Origin of the sequence: Paenibacillus sp. FSL R7-277 (assembly GCF_000517965.1) — a bacterium.
In the GTDB taxonomy this organism is placed as follows: Bacteria; Bacillota; Bacilli; order Paenibacillales; family Paenibacillaceae; genus Paenibacillus_AQ; species Paenibacillus_AQ silagei.
Genome location: NZ_ASPX01000009.1, coordinates 158,915 through 182,573, shown reverse-complemented (window position 1 = coordinate 182,573; position 23,659 = coordinate 158,915). Strand labels below are relative to the sequence as shown.

Below are 23,659 nucleotides of genomic sequence, written 5' to 3'. Positions count from 1 at the left end.
GGCAGAATGCGGAAGAGTGGAAGGATTTATCCATCATGCATTGAAAGATAGGAGTACCTGATACCGGTGTATATCGCCTAAGCGAATAAGCGTAGTGATTTTACAGCTGTGGTGGTTGTGTTGCTGGCGGCCATCCGTTCAGGAATCACTCATGAAAAGAGGAAGTTGAGCTGATGTCAAACCTTCGTCTGAGCAATACCCGGTTATCTGGAGCGGATGGCGTTCGTGCGATCGCCTGCCTGTCAGTCATCCTGCATCACTTGTCGCAAAAGCTGATCATGCCCGCACAAAAACCCTGGCTCCAGGAGCTGCAATCCGTGCTGCTTCTGGGGAACAGCGGGGTCAGCTTGTTTTTTCTGCTAAGCGGCTTCCTGCTGTCGTTCCCCTTCTGGAGTGCGTATCTGAATAACGATCCATATCCAAGCCTGCGGACGTACACGCTGCGCCGTGCCGCGAGAATCATGCCCGGCTTCTATGTGTCCCTGCTGGTGTGTCTGTTCCTGACCTGGAGGCTGGATATTCCGATGGAGTACTTAGGGCGGCGTATTGTCACAGCCTTCACCTTCACATCGGGCTTCCACTACACCACGTTCTTCCCCTCCGACTTGAACGGGCCGCTCTGGTCGATCAGCTTCGAGGTATTCTGCTACCTGCTGATGCCACTCTTCATGGCGGTGTTATTCCTGCTCGGCAAGCGGCATTCCTTCAGTAAGGCGATCCTGTTCTGGGTCGCCGTATTTGGGTTGGTGCTTGCCGCCAATGCCCTCATTCATCATTGGTTTACTCCAAGCGAGCAGGGCCGGGGCTGGGACTATGGCCAGGTCGGCGGCGCGAAATTCTGGATGCCGAGATACAATCCGGTCGGCTTCTTCGGCCACTTCACCATCGGGATTCTGGCGGCGGGGATCACGAATGCCTTGCTGCAGCGCCGCTCCAGAGTGGAACGGCTCAGCAGGCTCGGCGTGTTCGATGCCGCCGCAGTACTTGCTCTGGGTCTTGCCGGTCTCCTGATCTGGCGGATGCGCCACGCGGGCGAATTCGACTTCAGTCTCCAGCAGCAGCAGTATCTATTCCCGGTCTATGCCCTATTGTTCGGAATCGTGCTGTTCTCGGCACCGTTCAGCCGGTTCGCCGGGCGTGCGCTGGATAACCGCTTGTTCCGGTATACGGCCAAAGTGTCCTTCGGCCTCTACATATGGCACTATCTGTTCATTACCTTAATCGAGAAGTACGGCATTCAGGATTTCCATTACTCCGGGGTTAGGGATGTGTGGCGCTGGCTGGGCATCAGTATGTCTGTTGTGGTCATCTCTTACGCAGCGGCCACTATTTCGTATTACGCCATAGAACAGCCGTTCATCAACTGGTCCAAAGGCAAGCCGTTCTTCTGGCGCAAGCCGAAGGAGTCCTCACCCTCTACAGCCGCATAGAATTGACTTTTTCATAACTCCCGTGATACATTGTGTATACACGGAATACACAATTTGTTGAGGGGGTTAGTTATGCTGGCTTTAGATATCCGGAATTTAAATAAAAAATATCCTAATTTTCAGATCAAAGACGTCTCTTTTCAATTGGAGCAGGGTTATATCATGGGCTTCATCGGGGTCAATGGTGCGGGCAAGACCACCACGATCAAATCGATCCTGAATATGGTTCAGGCCGACAGCGGCGAGATCAGCATTCTGGGCAAGAACATCGCTGAACATGAAACAGAATTGAAGCAGGACATCGGCTGCGCCTTCGGCGATATCGATTTCTATACACGCAGCAGGCTTAAGACGCTGACGGGTATTACGAAGAAGTTCTATAAGAACTGGAGTGACGAGACGTATTACAGCTATCTGAACCGGTTCAAGCTGGATGAGAATAAAAAAATAGCGGAGCTGTCCACCGGGATGAAGGTGAAGTACAGCCTGACTCTGGCCTTATCGCATGGCGCCAGGCTGCTGATTCTGGATGAGCCGACCAGCGGACTCGATCCGGTCTCCAGAGACGATCTGCTGGATATTTTCCAGGAGCTTATCATGGGCGGCGAGATCAGCATTCTGTTCTCCACACATATTACCTCTGACCTCGAGCGCTGTGCGGATTATATCACCTTCATTGAGCAAGGGCAGATTGTGGCAAGTAGCGAGAAGAACGAGTTCAAGGAGTCATACCGGTTACTTAGCGGCAGCGAGTCGCAGCTTAACGAAGTGAAGGGGAAGCTGATCTCCTGCAAAATCAACTCCTTCGGCTTCACCGGATTGATTCATGCCCGAGATATCGATCCCGCTTGGGCGCTTAACACGGCCATCCCGACTCTCGACGACATCATGATCTACTTTGCGAAAAAGGAGGGTGTATATGTATAATCTGGTGCTGAAGGATTTGAAGCTAGGCGTTAATCCCTGGTTCTTCGTATTACCTTTAATTTTAGGCGGTCTGATGCTCATTCCGGGCTGGGTCTACTTCCTGGTTCCGCTGTATTTCTGCTTCATCACCGTACCGAACATGTTCGGCGGATTTAAGAGCCAGAATGATCTCATATTCAGCACGATGATGCCTGTGACCAAACCGGACATCGTGAAGTCCAGAATAGCTGTGATTGTTATTCTTGAGCTTATGCATCTGCTCATTGCCATGATCTTCAGTATCTTTACGTTCCGCCTGTATCCGCAGATGACTTACATTTTCTTTCCGCCTTATATGGGCTTCTGGGGCTTGTGCTTCATTATGCTGGCGGTGTTCAATCTTATATTTATCACTATGTACTACAAGACGGCATATAAGTATGGCGCTGCTACGACTGCATCGACGGCTGCGGCGATCCTGTTCGCGGGCCTGGTCCAATGGGCCGGAATTCAGAATAGCTGGATGCACGGCATTTTCTACGGCTCCGGGACCGGCAATACGGCGCTTCAGTTCTCGATTCTGATCGGGGGCATCCTCATTTTCGCAGCCTTCACCCTACTTGCCTACCGGATTGCGGTACGGAGATTCCTGAAAGTGGAGATCTTATGAACGTAACGATCTCCAGCACCTCCGACAAGCCGATCTACCAGCAGCTGCACGAACAGATCAGCGCACAGATTCTTGGTGGCGAGCTGGAAAGCGGCTATTGTCTGCCCCCCATCCGGCAGGCTGCCCTGGAGCTGCATGTCAGTGTCATCACGGTGAAGAAGGCCTGGGAGGAGCTGGAGCGGAGCGGCTTGATCCACACGGTAACCGGCAAAGGCTGCTTTGTCGCCGAATTCTCACCGGATGAGATGCTGCGGATTCGTAACGAGATGGTCTTGAAGCAGATGGAGGGCGACATTGCGTATTACAAGTCCTTCGGCCTTACGCTTGATGAAGTGATCGCACTGCTGGGGAAGATCTACTAAAGCGCGCAGAGATTAAATGCAGGAACAGGCTTTTCACGATCCCTTGGGGAAGGTGAAAAGCCTGTTTTGTTGTGTTGTTACGGATCACGTATCCTATTTCCTCTGGAATTTCTCCGGGAACTGTTTCACAATGCCTTCAGCAGTCCGGCCATGATCCGGGTTATTGTTGAGGGCGCTCACATCACTCCTGAAACTTGACATGATCCAATATCGTATTCCCCCACTCAGGGAGCAAGCGGGCCTCTCCCGCAAAGCGGCTTCCAGCTATGGAGCCATCTTGAAACAGCGCACCCTCAAAGCTGCATTCCTCGAACCGGCAATACAAGAGTAAGGCGCCCCGAAAGTTGGCCCCATCAAAGCGGCAGCGGGTGAAAGACACATCATTTGCAATCACTTTGCTTAAGTTGCAGCCGGTGAAATCACAATCATGGAACGCCTTGCTCATTCTGGCACCATTCAGCTTCGCTCCCCGGAAGGAACAGTGATTAAAGGTATGGGTCACGAATCTCTTGTCCAGTCTGACCCCGTCCAGGAAACAATTGGTAAATGTAGAGGTGTTCAAGCTTGCCGAATCCTCGAAGCGTGAATAAGAGAAATCAATATCCTGCAGAGTGAGGTACTGTATGCTCTCAGTCAGGGTAACTCCCCGGTAATCCTTCAGTCCTGCCTCCGTCTGTCCATAAGGGGAGATGGGAAAGGAGCGGTCCTTTTGATGGAGATTATGTTTGCCTGAAATAGCGGCCAGACGCCGGTTCACTTCAGAGAGCTGGTCGTCCTGCCATCTGGCCAAGAGGAATTTCTTATTCAAGGTAGCCCCTCCTTACATTAATTTGGTAAAATGAATGGAATCTAGTTTATATGTTAGTATGCCAAGTAACTATAGACAAGCCATTAAAGGAGGCCATCCACCCGTGGGAAGATCGTTTGCAAATCTGCATATTAAGTCAGGTGACCTGGACAAGACCCTGCAAGCCTTACAGGAGCTGACCAGCAAGCATGGCAAAGTACTGGGTTATCCTGAGACACCGGAGCGTAAGGCCGTTATCTATGTAAGCCAAAGCAATGAGGGTTGGATCAGCGTGCTTCACGATTATTTCGTATGGGGTACGGTGAAAAAGGTTGGCAGGACGTTGTCCGGGCTGCTGGAGGAGCCGGTGATGACGGTGGGATACATGAATGAGGAGATCTTCGAGCTGTCTTTCTTTGAGCAGGGGGAGATCCAGGCCGAACGAATCTTCTGTGAGCCGTGGACCCGGGAGGAATACGAACACCTGCGGGAAGAGCGTACAGCTGACGAATATATGCAGCGGGTGCTCGGGATGCAAGCTGAGGAGGAGAACTTCGGCGCATTCATCAGCCTTACCAGCCCCGGGCAAGCGGTGGAGCGGCTGTCCGAAATTACTGGAATGTCTCTATGGAGCGATGCGGAATGGCTGCCGTATGAAGAGACGCTCAGAGCACGTTTTGTTACCTATGAGTGGTAGAAGAAGATGCTAAAAAACAGCGGATTCTACAAGCAGCGCTTCTTCATCACACCCGAGGAGCTCAAAAGAGTCGTAGAGCTTCTGGAGCCTACGCAAGTGCGGTACTATTTAACCAATTATACCCATACAGAGCATGATCAGAATCAGGTGGTGGAGGCGTATCGCGCCTTCTATCAATATTATACAGCTACGGAAAAAGAGAGCGGGGTGCGCCCCTTCTTCATCTATTCGATGTCGGTTCTGCCGGATACGGAGAGCTTTGGTTTTTTTGCGAGAAATGAGGGGGTTTCTATTCCCTATCACGGGCAATGGGCAGAGAATGAGCTGCCCTGTATTCTGATCTCCTGCCCTAAGGGGCACCGCGTCAATGCTCAGGATGAGCAAGGGGAGTATTATCTGTATGAGGATGTCCGGGAGCACAAGCCGCTGAGCTATGCCCTGTACAAGGAAATTACCGGCTCTATTCAAAAAATGACCAAGCCTCTCCGCTTCTCAGCGCAAGACCCGGAGGCGATGGAGGAACAGAAGCCCTCTGTACGCATAAGCCGTGCTGCGGCTGAAGATTTAAGCAACTCCTGGATGGTCAGACAATATGGACTCGTAATCCATGGGCAATCAGGGCCTGACTGATGTATTGGGTTATCCATGAAAGGGAGGGGAGCAGATGGCGCTGAAGTTGATCTGTACCTGGGGAGTGCTAGCTCTATCATGCTGTGCGGTATGGTGGAGCTTCAAGACCGAAAAGCTGATCACCGTCTCCTGGCTGATATTCCTGCTCCCTGCGATTCTCCAGCTCGTTGCTGCTGTACGGATCGGGCCGGGCAAAGCCAAGTTATTTCTTGTATTCGGCTGTATTAATCTGCTGTTCGCAGCCCTGACCGGTGCGGCCGTCTGGTATCTGGTGCAGCTGGCAGATGCCTATAGAAGGGGGAAATAGTTCAAGCGTGTCTTAAGCGGGGAGGGGTGCTAATATGCAACTGGGTTTTACGCTGGATACCCATGGAACATGTGTGGGTGTACTCAGAGATGAATTGCTGCCGTTAGAGGAGCTGGCGAATACATTGGAGTTCCCCTACGATATCTTCGTTGTGTTCCGGGTGTTACCTGATAGCTACGGGCGGAGAACGTTCAGACGCTTTGACAGCGGGGATCATACCCTCTATTTGGATATCAGCCTCAGCTATGAGCAGTACCAACGTATGTCCAAGAATGAACAGCGCGAGGCTCTGGGCATTCACCTGTACAGCTATCTGGCAGAATCTATTGCCAAGTATACCAAGCATGCCGGTAAGACTGCCCAGGCAGAGCTGCTGAAACGGGTGAAATGCTGGATGCTGGCCAATAACTGGCTGGAAGGGAAAATCCATCAGGCACGCCTCCTCCTCTCCCGGGAGATGGGACTCCATGAGGTTAGCCGGACCTTGAAGCTGCCGCTGGAGGAGATTGAGTATATCCTGCTGCGCATGAATAATGATGCGCCAGCTGCTGTTCATCCTGACAATCTATAATCTACCCTTAGTAGGGAAAGGGGAGTACAACTATGTATGAGCGTCTGAACTTTGACACCTCTGCCCCCGATGAACGGGGGGAATTCCCGGTCATACGTTATGACCTCATGAATGATCTGATTGAGGAGTATGCCCCAACGTTCGCCGGATTCCTGGAACAGCTGATCGACGAGAGGAAGTAGCCATGAATGCGGCACAGAAGGAAGTGGAGCGGCTGGCGGCGGAGATTGCGGAGGCGGCCCGGAGGTCGTTCCGCGCGCTTTTTGCGAATGGCGAGCATTATTATTACTGTACGTTATATACAACGGGTGAGGGACATGCACCAAGCCTCTCCGCCTGGTCACGGGAGGCCCTGGAGCAGGAGGCGGCCAGACAGGCAGAGGGCGGCAGCACACCGGCAGCAGAGATCGCCGAGCTGATTAAATGGTCTTATGCCGATTCGCCGTATTGCTGCTTCGGAGATGAGTATTTCGATGAGGTCAAGCGGTTATTCCAGGCACGTCCGTCTATTACGGAGCTTGAGGATGAGGCATGGAACGATGAGTTCATTATGAGACTGGGGGCCATGGAGCTGGCGATGCGGATGATGGATGCTGAGGGGCTGTTCGCGCTCAATCAGCCCAGGGAGGACGTATGTGTGCTTGCCGAAGTGATGCCGCCGGATGAGGGGAATACGGACATTGCCCTGCGGCTGAACCGGGCGGAAGCTCCGGCGATGCGGGCCTGGCTTGAGGAAGCGGCAGAATAAGGTTATTGTGAATAACTCACGCAGGAAACCGGGGGAATGATGAATGTATATCGTATCTGAGCCCAAGGGGCTGTCAGAGCATCACAGGCACATGCTTGAAGCGGAGAACGCAGGTCTGTATCCTCCAGCCTATATCCGGTTCTTGCAGCAGTACGGCGAAGGAACGTATCGGGGCTGGATGAATGTGCAGACCCCTGACACAGAGGTGCTGCGGCCGTTTGCCGAATACGGATTATGGGAGCATGATCAGGATAGCCCTATAACGGAGCAGCAGATCGGCGAGTGTACCGCTATTGGGACCACTGTGGACGGTGATTTCCTGGCGGTTCATCCCAAGGTGGACGGGCTGCTATGGCTGCCTCGTCATGCGGAACAGATTCAAGCGATCCCTCTGCCAGCCGGGGGACAGGAGAAGGATGAGAGCTATGCCATGATCCTGGACGGCATCTACCGCCGGATGTATGGGCGGAGCCAAGAGGAGAGCGTCTATTATGAGCCATGGACGGGAACCCGCGAGCATCTTTTCCTGCGGATGCCGCCGGGAGAGGGCCCGCTGGCGCTCACGGAGCTGGCTGACCTGTGCCGGGCGGAGGCTCCACCGGATCTCTTCATTGAGAATCCTTACGTCTGCTACCTGTTCTACCGGAATCTGGGCGGCTATATCCGCCTGAATCTGGCGGGTGGGCAGGAGGTAGCCGTCTTCTATGAACAGGCTGCCGGGCAGGCATCGGCCAAGATGAAAGAGTGGCTTCTGTCGAAGGGATGCGAGCAGTATTCATGGGAGTGAAGAATAAGGAGGAGTGCGGATGATTGTCCTGAAGGACATAGGGAAATTCGAGGTGCTGCCGGAGCGGGCGATGCAGATCTATCAGGGGGATGTTCCTGCCTTGCAGGCTGCCATTGCTGCGGGCTGGGATATTGAAGCGGGATTAGAGCTTAGCAAGCATACCACAGTCAGCCCGCTCGACCTGGCGATTATCACGCAGCAGACCGAGGTGGTGAAGCTGCTGGTGGAGCATGGCGCGAAGCTGAATGTACCTCAGAATCCGGCCTTCCTGCGGGCGGTCCGTTATGGCAAGGAGGACATCATCTGCTACCTTGCTGCACAGGGCGCGAAGCTGGACCTGCTTAACCGGACGGGATCGGGCGCTTATTCACAGGCCTACTACGGCAACAAGAAGAATATCCCGCTGATCCATGAGCTGGGTCTGGACATCCGGCAACATGCCGGTGCCGTGCTGCGGCAAGCCGCCTCGGACCATGATCTGAAGACGCTTACCTATCTGCTGGATCAGGGAGTGGATATCAACTACAACAAGCCGGATATGGTCTATCCTTACGGGGCGACGCCGCTGACAGTCGCTGCCCGGCTGGGCAATCTGAACATGGTCCGCTTCCTGGTGGAACGCGGTGCGGACCTTATGATGACGGAGAAGGACGGCGAGCGGCCGTATACGATTGCGGTCAGCAGCAAGCATACCGCTATGGCGGAATACCTGAAAGCGTTGGATCCGCCGGATGTTCATGATGTGGAGAACAAGAAATACGAGCTGGCCAAATACAAACTGCCGGATGAACTTATCCGCTTCCTTACAGGGGACGAGCTGCGCCTGACGCTGGCCCCTAATGAATATAAGATCGGGTACATCGACTTCTTCAGCTTCACCGACACCCTTCAGATGAAGGCCGGCCGGCGCAAGCTGTTGCGGCTGTCTGCCGATATCGATAATTACTCCGGTCTGGTGCTGGTCTGGAATCCGCAGAAGAAGGGGCAGCTCGGCTGCTATGATCTGGAGCATCAGACGTATGCGGATCTGTGCAGCTTCCCGGAATTTGTTGCCCAGCCTGAACGCTACCTCATACAGTTCATGGAGGGAGAGCTGGACGGGTCATGAAGGAGAGACTGTCTAAAGTGAATCATAACCATGAGACCTACGAGACCCCTGAGACCCCTGAGACCCTGGACGGGCTGGAGGACATGCGCTCCGAGCTGACCGGGTACTGTTACCGGATGATGGGTTCTATCTTCGAGGCGGAGGATGCCGTCCAGGATACTATGATCCGGGCCTGGAAGCATCAGGAGCAGATGAGGCAGCAGGACTCTCTCCGAGCCTGGATGTACCGGATTGCCACCAATGTCTGTCTTGACCGGCTGAGAAGCGCCAAGCGGCGGGCGCTGCCGATGGATCTCTCGGAACCGGCCGCTGCCGTTACGGAGCCTCGGGAGAGCCTGCCTCAGCATTCCTGGATCTGGCCCGCTCCGGGCTATGTGGATGATCCTGGTAATATTCTGGTTAGCAGAGAGACCCTCCGGCTGTCCTTCATTGCGCTGCTGCAGCTGCTGCCGCCCCGGCAGCGTGCCGTGCTGATTCTGCAGGAGGTGTTCCGGTGGTCGGCAGCCGAGACCGCCGGGGCACTGGAGATGACCGTGGCCGCGGTGAACAGCGCGATGCAGCGGGCACGGGCAACCATGGCCAAGGCACAGCTCCGGTCCGAGGCACTGCAGGCTGACGATGACGTAGTGGACGAAGGACTGATTACCCGGTACGTGGAGGCTTTTGAACAATACAATATTAATGCGTTGTTGGCCTTATTCCAGGAGAATGGCAGCCTGTCGATGCCGCCGTTTACGATGTGGGTGCAGGGCGGCGCGGATCTCGCGGCCTTCTACCAGATCACAAGCAGTCACTGTGTGGGCTCGCGGTTGCTGCCGGTCCGGGTGAACGGGAACCGGCCCGCATTTGCCCAGTACGTTCCCTCTGGAGAAGATGGATTGCTGGTCCCGTGGGCGATTCATGTGCTTGAGCTGAGCGGGGGGAAGATCGCGCATGTTCATCATTTTATAGATGCTGAATTATTTATTCGCTTCGGATTGCCGGAACACCGATGATTCTGCCGCGGCCGGAACGTCTATACTAATGAAAGGCACAAGCGAGACCATTCCGAACTCAAGGAGGAACACACAATGACTATCAAACTTACTCCCTACATCACCCTGGAGGGGCGCACGCAGGAGGCTATTCAGTTCTATGGACAGGTTATGGGGGCTGAGGTCCTTTCCATCCTGACGTATGGTGATATGCCGGATCTCCCGGACACGTTCCCGGATGAGGTGCGGAGTCTGGTGGCCCATGCCAAGGTACAGGTGGGCGGCACGGAGCTGATGTTCTCAGATGCTCCCGGCGGTACGCCGATTGAGAGTGGGAAGCGGGTAACGGTCTGCGTTACTACGGACAGCGTGGAGGAGTCACGGAGAATTTTTGATGCGCTGCAGGAGGGCGGGGAGGTTAATATGCCGTTTCGGGAGGAGCCGTTCAGCCCGGGCTTCGGCGATCTGACGGACAAGTTCGGGGTGACATTCCAGATCTATACGGAGCTTGGATAGAGTGGAGAACGAATAGGAGAGAGTATCGGGCATGATGAAGACGAACGTTGAAGTACCCATACGTTGTACAGGTGTTGCTGTAGTATTGCTGAAGAATACACCCTCGGGTCATCATGTCCTGTTACTGAAGCGGGCCGGTTCGGTACTCAGGGATGCCTGGTGCTATATCGGCGGGGGCATTGAAGAAGGGGAACTAGCGTGGGAGGCTGCATTAAGGGAGATTCGGGAAGAGACGGGGATTACCCAAGTCGCTCTTTACACTTCCAATACCTTCGACCAGATCTATTCGGCAAAAGAGAACTATATCTACGTCGCCCCAGTGTTCGTGGGATACGTGGATGAGACCCAGGATGTCATTCTTAATCATGAGCATATTGATTATGAATGGCTGCCGGTGAATGAAGCCATCGAAAGGGCCGCTTTACCGGGAAATGACGCCGTGCTTGCTTCGATCGAGAAGCATTTCATCAAGAAGACTCCAGCAGAGTGGCTACGTGTTGACACGCCATAAGAGGGCCGGAGAAGGGCTGCACGCGATGAGCGTGCAGCCCTTCTTTTGCTTGCTGGGGAGTGAGTCTGCACAATGTAATCGAAAAACCGATCACATTTGGCGTTACGTGGCGCGTGGGCCAGATGTAATCGAAAAACCGAATACATTTGGCGTTGCGTGGGCGCGTGGGCCAGATGTAATCGAAAAACCGAATACAATCTGCCGGCACTGGAAGTTGATTGGATGTGCCCATGTGCGGTCGTGAATGGTAGCGTAAATCGACAGCTGGGCGGGTACGTTTTTTATCCTTTGCGCAGAATGGCCAGTGCATGCAAACTATACCCAAGCAGACTCTTATCCTCACAGGTCCGCAGATGAAGCTGAAGCCAGCGTTCAAAATCTTCTTGCTGTGCCTCATTGATTTGTTTAGCAAACAAATAACCGACCCCGTCTGTTCCAATATGGGCCACGATCTCTGTGTGATAGGCAGCTGCCATGTGTTCCATTTCAGAGGGAGACATATGTAGGAATAGACCATCTTTCGTCTGGTTGGCATGCCAGGTAAGTACATCTTCCATATTTCCTAGTCTATCGCCTACGCCTAATAACGAAACTGCTGCATTGTTAATATAGGAGACCGCAAGCAGCCCTCCTGGTTTCAGCACGCGAAGGCATTCGGTCATGGCCAGCTGTCTGTCTTCATTGCCGATATGGTAAAAAGCGCCCATGTTCAGGACAACATCAAAAATTTCACTGTCAAAACGGGATAAATCCGTGATGCTTCCTGTATATATATCAGTCAATACCGGGTGCTTGCTCTGCTTCTCTCTTATGAGTTCTAAATGATGCGGAACGAGATCTCCGGCTACAACCTTATGCCCCAATTCTGCCAGTGGAAAAGAGTAATTCCCTGTCCCTGCGCAGCCGTCAAGAATGTAAGATTCCTGCTTAAACAGCTTCTTGAAGTACGCCATCGTTGTGATCCATTCGATCTGATGACCGTTATCCCTGGACAGCCTTCCCTCCTCATCATAGGAATCATAGTAATCCGTTATCGCACTCACCATATTGCCCTCCTTATCGTTGGCCGGGCCTTATTAAGCACAACTGCCCTCCCCCTACCTTAACGGATCGGGGGAGGGCAGGCTATGACGGGAGTTACTTGAAGATCCGCTGCGAGAACTGATACAGTCCGCTGCTCCAGACCTTGCCTTCATGTCCGCCTACATCCAGATACCACAGATGCGGAACATTCATGCTGGTCAGGCTGTTATGGAAATTCTGGCTGACATAGAGCAGGCCGTCCGAAGCGCCGCAGGAGATCCAGAGCAGCTTCAGCTGGCTGGCCGTCTGCGCCGGATTGGTGATCAGCTGTGAGGCCGACTTCGTATTCGGAGCAGAGGAGAACGCGCCGATCCAGGAGAACTTGTCCAGATGCTTCAGGCCGAAGTTCAGGGTCTGTCCGCCGCCCATGGATAAGCCGGCCAGGGCGCGGTTTTGCTTGTTTTTGTATACCGGGAAATGTGAATCTACATAAGGAATGAGATCATTAATCAGGTCGAATTCAAACCGCTCGAAGGCCGCTACCTTGTCCGGTGCATAAATATCGCCGATCGGACGGTCATCCGCCATGGCGCGGCCATTCGGGAATACGACAATCATCGGCTCCAGCTTGTTCTGGGAGTACAGGTTGTCCAGAATGTTCCGCGGATTCATCCCGTTCAGCCATTCGTTCTGATCCCCGCCGATGCCGTGCAGCAGGTAGAGCACGTTGTAGGTCTTGGAAGGGGTATAACCCGGAGGGGTGTACACCATCGCGTTTCTTGACTTGCCTACAGTAGTCGAATAATAAGAAATCTGCTGTACGTTGCCGTGGGGAATATTATTGCGGTATCCGTCATAGCCTTGTGGAGCGGGAGTGATGGTGCTGGTTACAGCCGCAGCGGCATCCGCAGAGAGGCTCAGATCCTGCTCCTCGACTACAGGCGAGGCATAGGACATAGCCGGCAGCATCAGCGCTGCCGTCAGAGCCAAAGCGGCAATACGGGTCATAATCTTCTTCATTTCACATATCCTCCTTAGTTTAAATAGATTAGGTCAAACCTGATTCATCCGTCCTCTAAGGTCCCTCTATAAAGCAGAGCCCTCCTTTCCCGACATTCAATGTAAGCGCATCCAACATCAGGATACCATATTTAGCATATTATGTAAATTATCTTTTTGGGATTTTTTGATAGATTTTAGATTCATTCAGCGGCTACGCTGTAGTCATACCGGAAGAAGCGGGGTAATAGACAAATATAGAAGCCAATAACTGGAGCTACGGCAACCCGGGCACGGCAATGTTACATGTACAATCATCCGGATTGCGGCGGGAGCCAAGGACTGGAGGGATGGATCATGATAGGACAGAGTGTATCAGGAATCAGTCCGGTACAGGTCATCATGGCCTACGGCGGCACACAGAGCGATGTCAGTTCCCTGGAGAAGCAGCGGGACCGGCTGATGCTGGAGCTGGACCGAGTGAACGCGGCACCGGGCACCGAGGCCGTACCCTACCGCCGCGAGCAGCTGCAGCGGCAGATCCGGCTGCTGGAGGTTCAGCTCGCACGCAAAGCCGGCAGCAGTACTTCCACCGACGTAAGCACAGCCCTCCAGAATGTTCATGCTCCGCCCATGAGGACAGAGTGGAAGGGCTTCCTGAAGGGGATCGGCCAGACGGATCCGCGGACAGCGACAGTGAATGCAGAGGGGCGTTTCGAAGCATTCATCTGATGCATTACATCTAAGGTTAACAGATGGTGCAGAACAGTATAATTGTGTCCCTGGAGAGTGGGTTTGCCACCCTCCTTTCTTTTTGGCCCGGGATTATAGTAGGGAATGACTCTATGTATCCTGCTGGAAATTGAAAGCGGTTGCCTGGAGCCAAATTGATCTGGAGGAGGTATTTATGCTTACTCACAAAGTAATGAGATTGCTGCTGGTGCTTGCCGTTGCATTTGCGGGGTTCATCCCGCAGACCGCCGGTGCGGCTGAACCGGAACCGGGAACGGAACCGGTTCAGCAGGTGGCCGCCGCTGGTCCTGCAACCATCCAGAATTACCCGATGCCGTCTATCTATACTCCGTCTTCTGTCTATTCGTTGAAGGTGAACAATGAGAACGTCCCTGTCGTCAAGTATTTACCCGATTATGACTATGCCCAGTTCTCTTTTGAAGGAACCATTAGTCTTGAGGTAACGGCAGACAAGCCGATTACCTCGTATTCGATCAGCCCGCTGGCCAAGAACATCACAGGAACGGTCAACGGCAACAAGCTGACCTTCACCCTGTCGGCCTCTACCTATGTGATCGTGGATATTAATACACCTGCGAACGAAGACCCGAATGAGAAGGACCCGGACAAGCGCCGCAAAAGACTCGTGATCGCCGCCGATCCGCTGGAGACAGACATCCCCGCGTCCTCCGGCCCGGGAATCTACAATGTGACCGCTGCACCGTACAACGCAGACAAGACGGGGGCAACGATAACCTCGGGCGCCATCCAGCAGGCGATTGATGCGGCCAGTCAAGCCGGAGGCGGCACTGTGTATATTCCGGCGGGCGTTTACAAGAGCAGCAATCTGACCCTGAAAAGCAATGTTACGTTCTACCTGGCCGGGGGTGCAGTCATCGTCGGCACAGGCCGGGGCGAGGACTACCGGAATGACTTCCGCAAGGATTCGATCTCGGATGGAACCTATTTTATCCGCACAGCCACCAATTCCGTGAATATCACCATGCGGGGGCGCGGAACCATCGACGGCAAAGGAATAGAAATGCGCAAACGCAAGATGACCAACCCGCCTGCAACCCACAAGCAGGGAGAGGGGTTCATCAATAACCTGGTGGTGCCGATGGCAACCAGCAACTTCAAGTTTGACGGGTTAACCCTGCGGGACGGCGGCTTCTGGGCGTTCCTGGTGGTCCGCTCCGATAACGTGACCATCACCAACTATAAGGGTTACCAGGATTTATTTACGCTTGAGGATGATGCCATCGATATTAATGAGAGCCAGAACGTGCTGGTGAAGCATGCCCTTGCCATCTCGGACGATGATACCTTCTCCACCAAGACCTGGCCGCAAAAAGGAATGTCCAAGGACTGGCCGGGAGCCATTGAGCATCTGGAGAATGTGGTGTTCGAGGACTGCTTCGCCTGGACGCGCTGCGCCGCCTTCAAGCTGGGCATGGGCATATGCACGCCGCAGATTGGCGTCACCATCCGCAATTCGTATGTCTATCAAAGCGCGCGGGCGCTGCTGGTGGATCATGCTTATACAGAGAATCCGCTCCCGGTCGAAGGCTGGGCTAAGGATGTTACCTTCGAGAATATTGATATTGAACGGGTAGGGATTAACCAGTTCGGAAATTACTGGCTGCGGGTCTCCACCAGCACCGCCGGTGATGTAAGCAATGTCATTCTCAGAAACATCAATGTCCGCGAGACGGGAGGAGATTCCCCCATTCAGGGTAATCCTACCAGAGGCGGGATGGTGAACGGGGTGACTTTTGAAAATGTGGTGGTCAAAGGAACGCTGGCGAAGAATCTCAGTGACCTGAAGGTGAGCATCAAGAATGAGAATGTAAGCGGGGTCGTCTTCGCGAATACGGATCAGGCCTGGTTCAGCGATCACTTCACCTCCGGACTGACCACGGATTGGACCATGGCTTCAGGTGCCAACAGTTGGGCGGTAACCGATCAGACGGGGAATCGGGTGCTGTCCACCAGCCAGACTACGACGGCGCTGATCACCGCCAAGGCCGGTGCAGCCTGGACGGATTACACGTATGAGGCCAGAGCCAGACTTCCTCTCATTAATGGAAGCGAGAACGCAGGCATTGTCTTCCGGGTGCAGGATCAGAACAACTTCTATATGTACCGGATCAATGCCGGCACAAGCCAGCTGGAGCTCTACAAGGCTGTAGCCGGAACGTTGACGCAGGTCTCGACGACCTCGTTCGTGCCTGTCAAGAATCAATGGTATACCCTTAAGGCGACGGTTCAAGGCAATACCATTAAAGGGTATGTGGATGGAGTGCTGAAGACCACATGGACCAACCCGGTCAATGAATTAACCTCGGGCGGAATCGGCTTCCGCACCACCTCAGCCGGGGTCTGGTATGACGATGCCAAGGTGACCGCCATTCACAATCCGCCCACGGATATCACTTTCAGCGCTACCCAGGTGCCGGAGCTGACTACTCCGGGCGGTCTAGTGGGCACCTTCACTACAGCCCATCCGGATGCGGGCCAGACCTTTACTTATGCGCTGGTTCCCGGGCAAGGCGACGCCGATAACAGCAGCTTCTCCATTACCCCGCAGGGAGACAGGCTGATTCTCCGCACCACGCCGGATTATGAAGCGAAGAGCAGCTACAGCATCCGGGTGAAGAGCATTGATGCGAGCGGCCTGTCTCTGGAAAAAAGCTTCACGATTCAGGTTACAGATGTAGATGAGACCCCGATTGATGCTAATCCCAATTCCGTCCGGTTCACGGATAACTTTGAGGATGGTAATACGACGGGCTGGACGGCTGCCAGCGGGACCTGGAGTGTAACTACAGACGGCAGCACCAAAGCCCTGATCCAGACGAAGGGAAATTCTACAGGGCTCATTACAGCCGGGGATTCATGGCAAGATATTGCTATGGAAGCCAAGGTGAAGGTTCCCATCGCGAATGCCAATGCCGGCATTCTTTTCCGGGTGCAGGACGCCAATAACTATTACATGTACCGGATCAATGTCAACGACAAGAAGCTGGAGCTGTTCAAGGCGGTTGGCGGAACGCTGACCCCCGTGTCCAGTACCCTCTTCGCCGATGCGGCTGCGGGCCAGTGGTATACGCTGAAGGCAGTCATCAAAGGGAATAGAATTCTAGGCTTTGTGGACGGCCAGTTGAAGCTCGAATGGACGAACCCGCAAACGGAATTAACCGCAGGGAAGATCGGCTTCCGAACAACCTCCCAGAATGCGGTGTTCGATAATGCCCGCGTTACAGGGATACACAAGGTGACGGCCAATGCGCTTAAGACGGTAACACAAGATGTGTATGAAGCGGTTACGCCTGAAGGCAATCGGCTCAGCCTTAGCCCGGGCAGCCCGCTTGCAGGAGAGACACTTACTCTGACGGCTGAAGGCCATAACCAGAGCCTGGCACCTGTTGCCCCCGGAGATGAGCGTTATTATCCGGAAGCCTGGAGCTCCACAGAGGATGGTATGGCAGGCGTCTTCACCGTAACGGATGAGGTCTATCAGGCTGCCTATGTTCCAACTGCTGTAGGTGATTACAAGATAACCGTCATCTACCGCAAGCAGGTATGGGACGGCACCGCCTGGGCCGATACGGAGCTGACGGATTCCCTGATTGTGGACATTAAGGTCATCCCGAAACCGGCAGATGCGGAGGGTGACAGCACCACTGAGCAGGACCCGCCGGTCCTCGGTTAACAAGAGATTTATATCCCCATCCTGGTGTGTAAGCAGTGATGCTTATGTGCCAGGATTTTTTTTGTGCTAAAAATAATTAGCGTATAAGTGCAACCGTTACCCGGAATTCTCTACTATATAGATAAGAGGATGCCAAAGGAGAAACTAGCAGATGGAAGATCAGGGAATCATTCAGCTATACTTGCAGCGCTCACAGCAGGCCATTGCCGAGACCCGGAGCAAATACGGGGCATATTGCCGGGCGATCGCCAGGAATATTGTCGCAAGCCCCTCCGATACCGAAGAGTGTGAGAACGATACATACCTCGCTGCATGGAACGCTATACCGCCTAACCAGCCGAGAAGGCTGCCGGTATTCCTGGGGCGGATCACCCGCAATATCGCGCTCGATAAGTATGGGTATAATACGGCCAAGAAGCGGAGCCGCCAGCTTGAGGTGATTCTGGAGGAGCTGGAGGACTGCCTTCCCGCAGCAGAGACGGTGGAGACCGAGTATGCCGCCGGTGAAACCGCGCGGTTGATCAATGAATTCCTGTATGGGCTGGAGGAGGGGACACGAAATTTATTCATCAGGCGGTATTGGTATTCGGATTCGGTGGAGGCGCTGGCCGGGCGGTTCAAGCTGAGCAGCAGCCAGGTGAAGTCCCGTTTATTCCGGGTCAGACAGAAGCTTAGAGTACATCTGGAGCAGGGGGGAGTGCGTCTATGAGACGGGAAGAGCTATACTGGGAGATCGGGCAGATCGACGATGCGCTGATTGAAGCGGCTGAACACAGTGGAGCAAAGGGAAGAGTCAGAAGAAGCCGGTTCTCCAAAAGGTGGATCGCACTGGTCGCGTGCCTGATCGTCTACAGTTCTACGGCTACGGCGCTGCTCGCCACGGAATACACGAAGAATAAAGCAGCAGAGCCTTACATCCGTTACCTGACAGCAGCGGACATGGAGCTGGCCCCTCCCGTGAAGTATGAGGCCGACAAATTCCTGCAGGCGTTAGCCAGCGGCAACGATGAGCATGTCTACATTGCGGTGAACCGGCTGGTGGAGAGCTTTAATGATCCGCAGGCCCGGGAGCTGGCGCTGCAGAAGCTGCAGCCCTTCTTGACCAGTGATTCCGCGAAGATCGCGGAGTCGGCTGCTTTTGCCACAGATATTCTGTCGAAAAGCTACCAGAGTCCATATCTCTACAAAATGGCTGACGGGAGCATCCTATTCGCCTTATTCAACAATTACTCGGATTATGGCACCCAGAATGTGCTGTGGCGGATTAAGGACGATGTGCTGGAACCGTATTTCAGCTTCGCCGCCCCTTCGATGTACATTAAGGAAATCCTCCCGTCTCCGGACCGCAAGCTCCTTGCGGTGGTCACCAGCTCTAATAAGAGTGAATTTGTGCAAATCCTGGATGTGGAGAAGGGAACCATTAGCCCGGAGCTGGTAGAGTCGGCAAGAATCAGACATGGCGCTCAGCGCAAGCTGGATACTTGGACGCGCAGTGATCATGAGAATTACAGCTATCCGAGTCAACTCGTGTGGAAAGATAATGACACGTTAGCGTTCGAGGGTTCTCTGGCCTACGACGACACAGCGGTTATCGAGAATGTTAGTGTGACGTATCGGTTCAAAGATAAGGTCATGGAGGTACAGCCGGTGAAGTAGTGAGTTTGCGCTACACGAATATAGCTGCGAATGGATGAAGCATCCGTTTGCGGCTTTTTTTGCTGCTGGCGGGAGGGCGATCAGGCCGAATGTGCTGCTGCGCTGAGAATTTAAGAAACTTTTAATCTTTACCCGACTTCTTCTTAAACAGTTGTGCCTATTCTTGATTACAGGGAGGGAGCGACTTGAAGAATTGGGCCCGTAAAGATTCAACAATTGCATGGTTATTTCTGGCGCCCAGTGTGGCGGGGTTTGCCCTGTTTTATCTGATTCCGTTCGGCATGGGCTTGTTCTACTCCTTCATGGACCGCACGGTGGGGGGCCACTATGTGGGACTGGATAATTACCGGGAGGTCATTGCGGGCGAATCCTTCCGGAAGGCGGCCTCTAATACCCTCTACTTCAGTATGGTGAGTGTTCCCCTGCTGATTGTGCTGTCGCTGGGACTAGCGCTGTTGCTGCACAGGAAATTGTATTTTCAGAAATGGCTGAGAACTGCGTACGTACTCCCGCTGGTCGTGCCTGTAGCCTCGATTATCTTGGTCTGGCAGATCCTGTTCGACTGGAACGGGGTGCTTAATGCCTGGCTGAGCGGCTTCGGCCGGACGCGGGTGGACTGGATGAAGACGGAGGCTGCGCGGAATGTAATCATGCTGATGTATGTCTGGAAAAACATCGGGTATAACGTGATCCTGTTCCTGGCCGGCTTGCAGCAGATTCCGAAGGATTATTACGAGACCGCCCAGATTGAGGGGGCCGGCCGTCTAAGGCAGTTCCGGAGCATTACGCTGGTCTATTTAACCTCTACGATGTTTTTTGTCGTCATTATGTCGGTCATTAATTCCTTCAAGGTCTTCCGGGAGACGTATCTGATTGCCGGAGCTTACCCGCATGACAGTATCTATATGCTTCAGCATTATATGAACAACATGTTCCTGTCGCTCGACCTCCAGAAGATGACGGCTGCATCCACCCTGATGGTCGGCGGCATTCTGATCATCGTGCTGGGATTGTTCGCTATGGAACGCCGCTACCGGCGGTATATGGAATAGAGGTGAAAGAGGTCTTGGCAGTTGGTAAAGTCATACAAAAGCTGACGTTAACCGTCCTGATGGGGGCGGTTGCCCTCCTGATGCTGTTCCCGATCGGGGTGACCCTCATCAATTCGTTCATGAGCAGCCGCGAAATCGGGATCAATTACGGCCCCATCGGACAGATGAATCCTGTCATTCAAGGCAGGAGCGATCCGTTCGCCAATCTGAAATGGCTGCCGGATCAGGTCTCCCTGGAGCAGTATGGCAAGGTGCTGATGGACAGCCCGATGTACCTGTCGATGTTCTGGAATTCAGTATTCCTGGTGGTGCCTATCATTGCCGGACAGACGGTGATCGCCGCGCTCGCGGCCTATGCGTTCTCCAAGCTGAGATTCCGGGGCCGGGAATTCCTGTTCCTGGTCTATGTTCTGACGATGCTGATGCCGTTTCAGGTCACGCTGGTGCCCAATTATATTATGGCTGACCGGCTGGGGTTATTAAATAGCCCGGGGGCCATTATCTTGCCCGGAATTTTTGCCGCCTTCGGAGTATTCATGCTCAGGCAGTTCATGCTGGATATCCCGTATGCCTATATTGAAGCGGCTAAGATGGATGGGGCCGGACACTTGCGGATTTTCTATACGATTATTGTTCCGATGGTCCAGCCGGGCCTGGCCGCTCTGACGATTCTGTTATTCGTCGATTATTGGAATATGGTGGAGCAGCCGCTTATTTTCCTGGACGACCCGCTCAGGCAGCCCTTATCCGTCTACTTATCGAATGTCAGCAGCGAGAAGGGCCTGGCGTTCGCCGCATCTATGATCTACATGGCACCGATGGTTCTGCTGTTTCTGTATGCGGAGACGTACTTCATCGAAGGGATTCAACTGTCAGGAATTAAGGGCTGATGTTCGTGTGTGAGGGATTTCAATGGCAGGAGGAGATAGACGGAATATGGAGACTACAGGAGTGCCCGCAGACCGCAGGCGCAAAAAAAACATCAGAACAGCCTTCCTTCTGCTCTTGGGCGTGTTACTCTTCTTCACCTTCTTCAGCAATACGCTGCAGTCGTTGACCTTGCCCAAGGTGACCACGGTCAAGCCGCAGACCAAGAGCCTCGAATTCACGCTGGAGGGCAGCGGAAAGCTTACGCCCGTGAGTGAAGCGAAGCTCCTGAATGCCAGCGGCTGGAAGGTCCGGCAGGTTCTTGTGAAGGAGGGGGACCGGGTCACGAAGGGGCAAACACTGATCCGCTATGACAGCCAGGCCGCCGAAGCGGAGCTGAAGGATGAAGTCGCGGCGCTCGATAAGCAAAAGATCGCGCAGCAGACGCTGCAGGATCAGTTCATTCAGACGTATGCGGAAGGCGATGAGCTTCAGATTCGCAAGGCCCGGCGCGAGATTGAAGCGGGTAAGGTCGATCAGGTCACCCAGGCGCGGAAAATTGCCGGATTGAGAGAGCGGTTAACGGCGCAGCAGCAGCTTACGGCACCCTTCGACGGGGTGGTCACCCAGGTGAATGCCATTGCGGGAATGCTGTCCGCGGGGGAAGCGGATCTGGTCCTGTCGAGCAGCAGCAAGGGGTATCAGTTCGGCTTCACGGCGGACGCGGAGCTGTTATCCAGCCTCGGGGTTACCTTAGGGGAGCAGCTTGAGGTGCAGGTTCATCCGGCACAGGGCCAGCAGGCCCGTTCCTTGCAGGGTAAGGTTGCAGAGATCAAGGACGCTCAGGCGCGTACCGACAGCGCATCCGCTGAGGAGGACGGCAGGGTGGAGCAAATTGCGCAGAAGAATGTCTTCATTGTGCTGAATGAAGAGTCGCTTAAGGGGGGTGAGCAGGTTCAGATTAAGCTGAAGAAGCCTTCCCGGGAGGACGGACTCCTCGTATCCAATAAGGTTATCCACCAATTGGGTGAGCGAAGCTATATCTATAAGATCGAGGAGCAGAGGGGGGCGCTGGGCAATACCTTTATCGCCCGCGAGGTTACGATCCGCTCCAGTACAACCAATGGCATAGACAGCATCATCCAGACGGATAACCTGTATGAGGATGAGCTGATTATTCTGGAGAGCAGCGAGCCCCTGCAGGACGGGAACCGTGTACGTCTGCAGTAGCCATAGGAGTAAGGCATTTTCTACGAATAATTATTGGGAGGTATTTGAGAATGAAGATGAAGAAGAAGATGGGCTTTCTAGGAATGATTCTTGCTTTTACAACGGTGATGACCGCATGCAGCTCGGGGAGCAGCGCGGAAGCTCCAAGCACAGACGGCAAGACCGTTCTGACGTTATCGGTTAGGCAGGACAGTGAATTCTACCGTGCGCTGGAGAAGAAGTTTGAACAGGCCTACCCTGATATTGACTTGCAGGTGCAGGCTTACAAGGCGATCGGTGAGAAAGCGCAGGATTATGAGAAATACATCAAAAGCACCGGAACGGCACTGCTCTCGGGCAAAGGCGCCGATATTTACGAGACCAGCACTCTGCCGGTCAGTGATTACGTAAACAAGCAGCTGTTCCTGAATATGGACGATTACCTGAAGCAGTCACAAACGCTGAAGCAGGAGAATCTGGAGCTTAATGTGCTGAACGCCCTGAAGCTGAACGGGGGCACCTATCTCATCCCTTCCGGGTACAATCTGAGAGCTTTCATTGGAGACGGGGATGCGCTTAAGAATGCGAATGTGGACGATAAGAGCTGGACCTGGCAGCAATTCAGCGGGATTGCCAAACCGATAATTGAAGCCGGGCAGAAGGCAGGGTCCGGGCACCGCTTCGCGCTCCAGGAGTATCCGCCGGAGATGCTGCTTCAGGAGATGGTCGTGGACGGCTATAACCAGTTCGTAGACGCTGCGGCGCGCAAAGCCAAATTCGATTCCCCTGCCTTCATATTTATGATGCGGCAGATTAAAGAGATGTATGACGATGGAGTGATGAGCGCCGGCTCGGGGGAAGCCGATAATCAATTGTTCTATTCGGCCGTTCTGCAAACCCCGGCTGATTTCGTCAATGTTCCGTATGCTTACTTCACCAATCCGCAGCTGCTGGATAAGCCGCATAGCGGAAATTCCGGCACCATGCGGATTATTCCGGTCTCCACCTTCTCAATCCAGGCCAAATCGCCGGTGGCAGAACAGGCTTGGAAGTTCATGGAATTCCTGCTGTCAGAGGAAGTGCAGAACCTGCAGCGTGAAGAAGGCTTCTCCCTGCTGAAGTCGGTAAACGACAAGCAGCTTGGCGAGCTTCAGCAGGAAGTGAAGGGCGGGACGTATAAGCTTCCAGACGGCAAGTCTGCAAGTGTGCCTGACGAGCAATTCAAGGTATTCAGAGAGAGGATGAATACTGCGGATAACTTCGCCATGCTGGATGTCAAAATTCTGAACATCGCGGGAGAAGAGGCGGTCTCCTTCTTCAGCGGACAGAAGACAGCGGAGGAAGTGGCGAAGCTGATTCAGAACAAGGCAACTACCTACTTGAACGAATAGATTCAGGTCTA

26 protein-coding genes are annotated in these 23,659 nt (G+C 53.8%); 23 read left to right on the top strand and 3 right to left on the bottom strand.

All coding sequences use genetic code 11. The annotated features are described in order from the left end of the window. The first annotated feature begins 173 nt into the window (after positions 1-173). From C173_RS04850 to C173_RS04835, 4 genes are all read left to right on the top strand, one after another. Positions 174-1,430 (top strand): acyltransferase family protein, encoded by a 1,257-nt coding sequence (locus tag C173_RS04850; protein WP_036722919.1) that lies wholly within the window; start codon positions 174-176, stop codon positions 1,428-1,430. Between the two features lie 72 nt (positions 1,431-1,502). Then, positions 1,503-2,357, top strand: a complete 855-nt coding sequence (locus tag C173_RS04845; RefSeq protein WP_036722917.1) for an ABC transporter ATP-binding protein — start codon at positions 1,503-1,505, stop codon at positions 2,355-2,357. Next, positions 2,350-3,006, top strand: coding sequence for an ABC-2 transporter permease (locus tag C173_RS04840; RefSeq protein ID WP_036722916.1), 657 nt, complete (start codon positions 2,350-2,352; stop codon positions 3,004-3,006). Before C173_RS04845 ends, C173_RS04840 begins: the two co-directional genes overlap by 8 nt. Next, the gene (locus tag C173_RS04835) at positions 3,003-3,368 is read left to right on the top strand and encodes a GntR family transcriptional regulator (protein ID WP_036722915.1); all 366 of its coding nucleotides are present in this window, start codon (positions 3,003-3,005) and stop codon (positions 3,366-3,368) included. Before C173_RS04840 ends, C173_RS04835 begins: the two co-directional genes overlap by 4 nt. A gap of 181 nt (positions 3,369-3,549) precedes the next feature. On the opposite strand, the gene C173_RS04830 is transcribed toward C173_RS04835, so the two are convergent. After that, positions 3,550-4,176 carry a pentapeptide repeat-containing protein gene (locus C173_RS04830; protein WP_036722913.1) on the bottom strand — a complete coding sequence of 209 codons (627 nt, stop codon included), beginning with the start codon at positions 4,174-4,176 and terminating at the stop codon, positions 3,550-3,552. A 103-nt stretch (positions 4,177-4,279) separates the two neighbouring features. Between C173_RS04830 and C173_RS04825 the strand changes: the two genes are divergently transcribed. The 11 genes from C173_RS04825 to C173_RS04780 all read left to right on the top strand — a co-directional run bounded on the left by C173_RS04825 (position 4,280) and on the right by C173_RS04780 (position 11,004). Further along, complete coding sequence (locus tag C173_RS04825) at positions 4,280-4,852, top strand: hypothetical protein (protein ID WP_036722911.1); 573 nt, start codon at positions 4,280-4,282, stop codon at positions 4,850-4,852. Between the two features lie 6 nt (positions 4,853-4,858). Beyond that, entirely contained in the window at positions 4,859-5,482 is a 624-nt protein-coding gene (locus C173_RS04820; protein WP_036722910.1) for a hypothetical protein, read from the top strand. A gap of 34 nt (positions 5,483-5,516) precedes the next feature. Beyond that, a complete protein-coding gene (locus tag C173_RS04815) occupies positions 5,517-5,789 on the top strand; it encodes a hypothetical protein (protein WP_036722908.1) in 273 nt (90 codons plus the stop codon). Between the two features lie 34 nt (positions 5,790-5,823). Then, entirely contained in the window at positions 5,824-6,360 is a 537-nt protein-coding gene (locus tag C173_RS04810) for a hypothetical protein (protein WP_036722906.1), read from the top strand. Positions 6,361-6,392: 32 nt separating this feature from the next. Next, positions 6,393-6,542, top strand: coding sequence for a hypothetical protein (locus tag C173_RS34135; RefSeq protein WP_235191775.1), 150 nt, complete (start codon positions 6,393-6,395; stop codon positions 6,540-6,542). 2 nt (positions 6,543-6,544) lie between these two features. Next, positions 6,545-7,108, top strand: a complete 564-nt coding sequence (locus C173_RS04805; protein ID WP_036722905.1) for a DUF4303 domain-containing protein — start codon at positions 6,545-6,547, stop codon at positions 7,106-7,108. 43 nt (positions 7,109-7,151) lie between these two features. Further along, the gene (locus tag C173_RS04800) at positions 7,152-7,895 is read left to right on the top strand and encodes a hypothetical protein (protein WP_036722904.1); all 744 of its coding nucleotides are present in this window, start codon (positions 7,152-7,154) and stop codon (positions 7,893-7,895) included. A gap of 19 nt (positions 7,896-7,914) precedes the next feature. Then, complete coding sequence (locus tag C173_RS04795) at positions 7,915-9,003, top strand: ankyrin repeat domain-containing protein (protein WP_036722903.1); 1,089 nt, start codon at positions 7,915-7,917, stop codon at positions 9,001-9,003. Further along, on the top strand, positions 9,000-9,998 hold the full coding sequence (locus C173_RS04790) for a sigma-70 family RNA polymerase sigma factor (RefSeq protein ID WP_081751011.1): 999 nt from the start codon (positions 9,000-9,002) through the stop codon (positions 9,996-9,998). Before C173_RS04795 ends, C173_RS04790 begins: the two co-directional genes overlap by 4 nt. A 75-nt stretch (positions 9,999-10,073) precedes the next feature. Continuing rightward, positions 10,074-10,493 carry a VOC family protein gene (locus C173_RS04785; RefSeq protein ID WP_036722901.1) on the top strand — a complete coding sequence of 140 codons (420 nt, stop codon included), beginning with the start codon at positions 10,074-10,076 and terminating at the stop codon, positions 10,491-10,493. A gap of 31 nt (positions 10,494-10,524) precedes the next feature. Further along, positions 10,525-11,004, top strand: coding sequence for an NUDIX hydrolase (locus C173_RS04780; protein WP_036722900.1), 480 nt, complete (start codon positions 10,525-10,527; stop codon positions 11,002-11,004). A 281-nt stretch (positions 11,005-11,285) separates the two neighbouring features. Here the strand turns inward: C173_RS04780 and C173_RS04775 are convergent, their stop codons facing one another. Beyond that, positions 11,286-12,047: a class I SAM-dependent methyltransferase gene (locus tag C173_RS04775; RefSeq protein ID WP_235191774.1), complete on the bottom strand. Its 762-nt coding sequence runs from the start codon at positions 12,045-12,047 to the stop codon at positions 11,286-11,288. Between the two features lie 94 nt (positions 12,048-12,141). Continuing rightward, the gene (locus tag C173_RS04770; RefSeq protein ID WP_036722898.1) at positions 12,142-13,047 is read right to left on the bottom strand and encodes an alpha/beta hydrolase; all 906 of its coding nucleotides are present in this window, start codon (positions 13,045-13,047) and stop codon (positions 12,142-12,144) included. A 285-nt stretch (positions 13,048-13,332) separates the two neighbouring features. Between C173_RS04770 and C173_RS04765 the strand changes: the two genes are divergently transcribed. From C173_RS04765 to C173_RS04730, 8 genes are all read left to right on the top strand, one after another. After that, positions 13,333-13,758: a hypothetical protein gene (locus tag C173_RS04765; protein WP_235191773.1), complete on the top strand. Its 426-nt coding sequence runs from the start codon at positions 13,333-13,335 to the stop codon at positions 13,756-13,758. A 175-nt stretch (positions 13,759-13,933) separates the two neighbouring features. After that, positions 13,934-17,473 carry a family 16 glycoside hydrolase gene (locus C173_RS04760; protein ID WP_063830877.1) on the top strand — a complete coding sequence of 1,180 codons (3,540 nt, stop codon included), beginning with the start codon at positions 13,934-13,936 and terminating at the stop codon, positions 17,471-17,473. Positions 17,474-17,624: 151 nt separating this feature from the next. Continuing rightward, positions 17,625-18,182 (top strand): RNA polymerase sigma factor, encoded by a 558-nt coding sequence (locus C173_RS04755; protein WP_036722896.1) that lies wholly within the window; start codon positions 17,625-17,627, stop codon positions 18,180-18,182. Beyond that, a complete protein-coding gene (locus C173_RS04750; protein WP_036722895.1) occupies positions 18,179-19,129 on the top strand; it encodes a hypothetical protein in 951 nt (316 codons plus the stop codon). Before C173_RS04755 ends, C173_RS04750 begins: the two co-directional genes overlap by 4 nt. Before the next feature lie 185 nt (positions 19,130-19,314). After that, complete coding sequence (locus tag C173_RS04745; RefSeq protein WP_036722894.1) at positions 19,315-20,181, top strand: carbohydrate ABC transporter permease; 867 nt, start codon at positions 19,315-19,317, stop codon at positions 20,179-20,181. Between the two features lie 59 nt (positions 20,182-20,240). Continuing rightward, positions 20,241-21,071, top strand: coding sequence for a carbohydrate ABC transporter permease (locus tag C173_RS04740; protein ID WP_155991258.1), 831 nt, complete (start codon positions 20,241-20,243; stop codon positions 21,069-21,071). A 46-nt stretch (positions 21,072-21,117) separates the two neighbouring features. After that, the gene (locus C173_RS04735) at positions 21,118-22,278 is read left to right on the top strand and encodes an efflux RND transporter periplasmic adaptor subunit (RefSeq protein ID WP_036722891.1); all 1,161 of its coding nucleotides are present in this window, start codon (positions 21,118-21,120) and stop codon (positions 22,276-22,278) included. 50 nt (positions 22,279-22,328) lie between these two features. Continuing rightward, positions 22,329-23,648 (top strand): ABC transporter substrate-binding protein, encoded by a 1,320-nt coding sequence (locus C173_RS04730; RefSeq protein WP_327196428.1) that lies wholly within the window; start codon positions 22,329-22,331, stop codon positions 23,646-23,648. The last annotated feature ends 11 nt before the right edge of the window (positions 23,649-23,659 follow it).

What these genes read in the sequence shown, in the direction of transcription:
- C173_RS04850 (WP_036722919.1), top strand. Translation starts at nt 174, where the DNA reads ATGTCAAACCTTCGTCTGAGCAATACCCGGTTATCTGGAGCGGATGGC.
- C173_RS04845 (WP_036722917.1), top strand. Translation starts at nt 1,503, where the DNA reads ATGCTGGCTTTAGATATCCGGAATTTAAATAAAAAATATCCTAATTTT.
- C173_RS04840 (WP_036722916.1), top strand. Translation starts at nt 2,350, where the DNA reads ATGTATAATCTGGTGCTGAAGGATTTGAAGCTAGGCGTTAATCCCTGG.
- C173_RS04835 (WP_036722915.1), top strand. Translation starts at nt 3,003, where the DNA reads ATGAACGTAACGATCTCCAGCACCTCCGACAAGCCGATCTACCAGCAG.
- C173_RS04820 (WP_036722910.1), top strand. Translation starts at nt 4,859, where the DNA reads ATGCTAAAAAACAGCGGATTCTACAAGCAGCGCTTCTTCATCACACCC.
- C173_RS04815 (WP_036722908.1), top strand. Translation starts at nt 5,517, where the DNA reads ATGGCGCTGAAGTTGATCTGTACCTGGGGAGTGCTAGCTCTATCATGC.
- C173_RS04810 (WP_036722906.1), top strand. Translation starts at nt 5,824, where the DNA reads ATGCAACTGGGTTTTACGCTGGATACCCATGGAACATGTGTGGGTGTA.
- C173_RS34135 (WP_235191775.1), top strand. Translation starts at nt 6,393, where the DNA reads ATGTATGAGCGTCTGAACTTTGACACCTCTGCCCCCGATGAACGGGGG.
- C173_RS04805 (WP_036722905.1), top strand. Translation starts at nt 6,545, where the DNA reads ATGAATGCGGCACAGAAGGAAGTGGAGCGGCTGGCGGCGGAGATTGCG.
- C173_RS04800 (WP_036722904.1), top strand. Translation starts at nt 7,152, where the DNA reads ATGTATATCGTATCTGAGCCCAAGGGGCTGTCAGAGCATCACAGGCAC.
- C173_RS04795 (WP_036722903.1), top strand. Translation starts at nt 7,915, where the DNA reads ATGATTGTCCTGAAGGACATAGGGAAATTCGAGGTGCTGCCGGAGCGG.
- C173_RS04790 (WP_081751011.1), top strand. Translation starts at nt 9,000, where the DNA reads ATGAAGGAGAGACTGTCTAAAGTGAATCATAACCATGAGACCTACGAG.
- C173_RS04785 (WP_036722901.1), top strand. Translation starts at nt 10,074, where the DNA reads ATGACTATCAAACTTACTCCCTACATCACCCTGGAGGGGCGCACGCAG.
- C173_RS04780 (WP_036722900.1), top strand. Translation starts at nt 10,525, where the DNA reads ATGATGAAGACGAACGTTGAAGTACCCATACGTTGTACAGGTGTTGCT.
- C173_RS04770 (WP_036722898.1), bottom strand. Translation starts at nt 13,047, where the DNA reads ATGAAGAAGATTATGACCCGTATTGCCGCTTTGGCTCTGACGGCAGCG.
- C173_RS04765 (WP_235191773.1), top strand. Translation starts at nt 13,333, where the DNA reads ATGTACAATCATCCGGATTGCGGCGGGAGCCAAGGACTGGAGGGATGG.
- C173_RS04760 (WP_063830877.1), top strand. Translation starts at nt 13,934, where the DNA reads ATGCTTACTCACAAAGTAATGAGATTGCTGCTGGTGCTTGCCGTTGCA.
- C173_RS04755 (WP_036722896.1), top strand. Translation starts at nt 17,625, where the DNA reads ATGGAAGATCAGGGAATCATTCAGCTATACTTGCAGCGCTCACAGCAG.
- C173_RS04750 (WP_036722895.1), top strand. Translation starts at nt 18,179, where the DNA reads ATGAGACGGGAAGAGCTATACTGGGAGATCGGGCAGATCGACGATGCG.
- C173_RS04740 (WP_155991258.1), top strand. Translation starts at nt 20,241, where the DNA reads ATGGGGGCGGTTGCCCTCCTGATGCTGTTCCCGATCGGGGTGACCCTC.
- C173_RS04735 (WP_036722891.1), top strand. Translation starts at nt 21,118, where the DNA reads ATGGAGACTACAGGAGTGCCCGCAGACCGCAGGCGCAAAAAAAACATC.
- C173_RS04730 (WP_327196428.1), top strand. Translation starts at nt 22,329, where the DNA reads ATGAAGATGAAGAAGAAGATGGGCTTTCTAGGAATGATTCTTGCTTTT.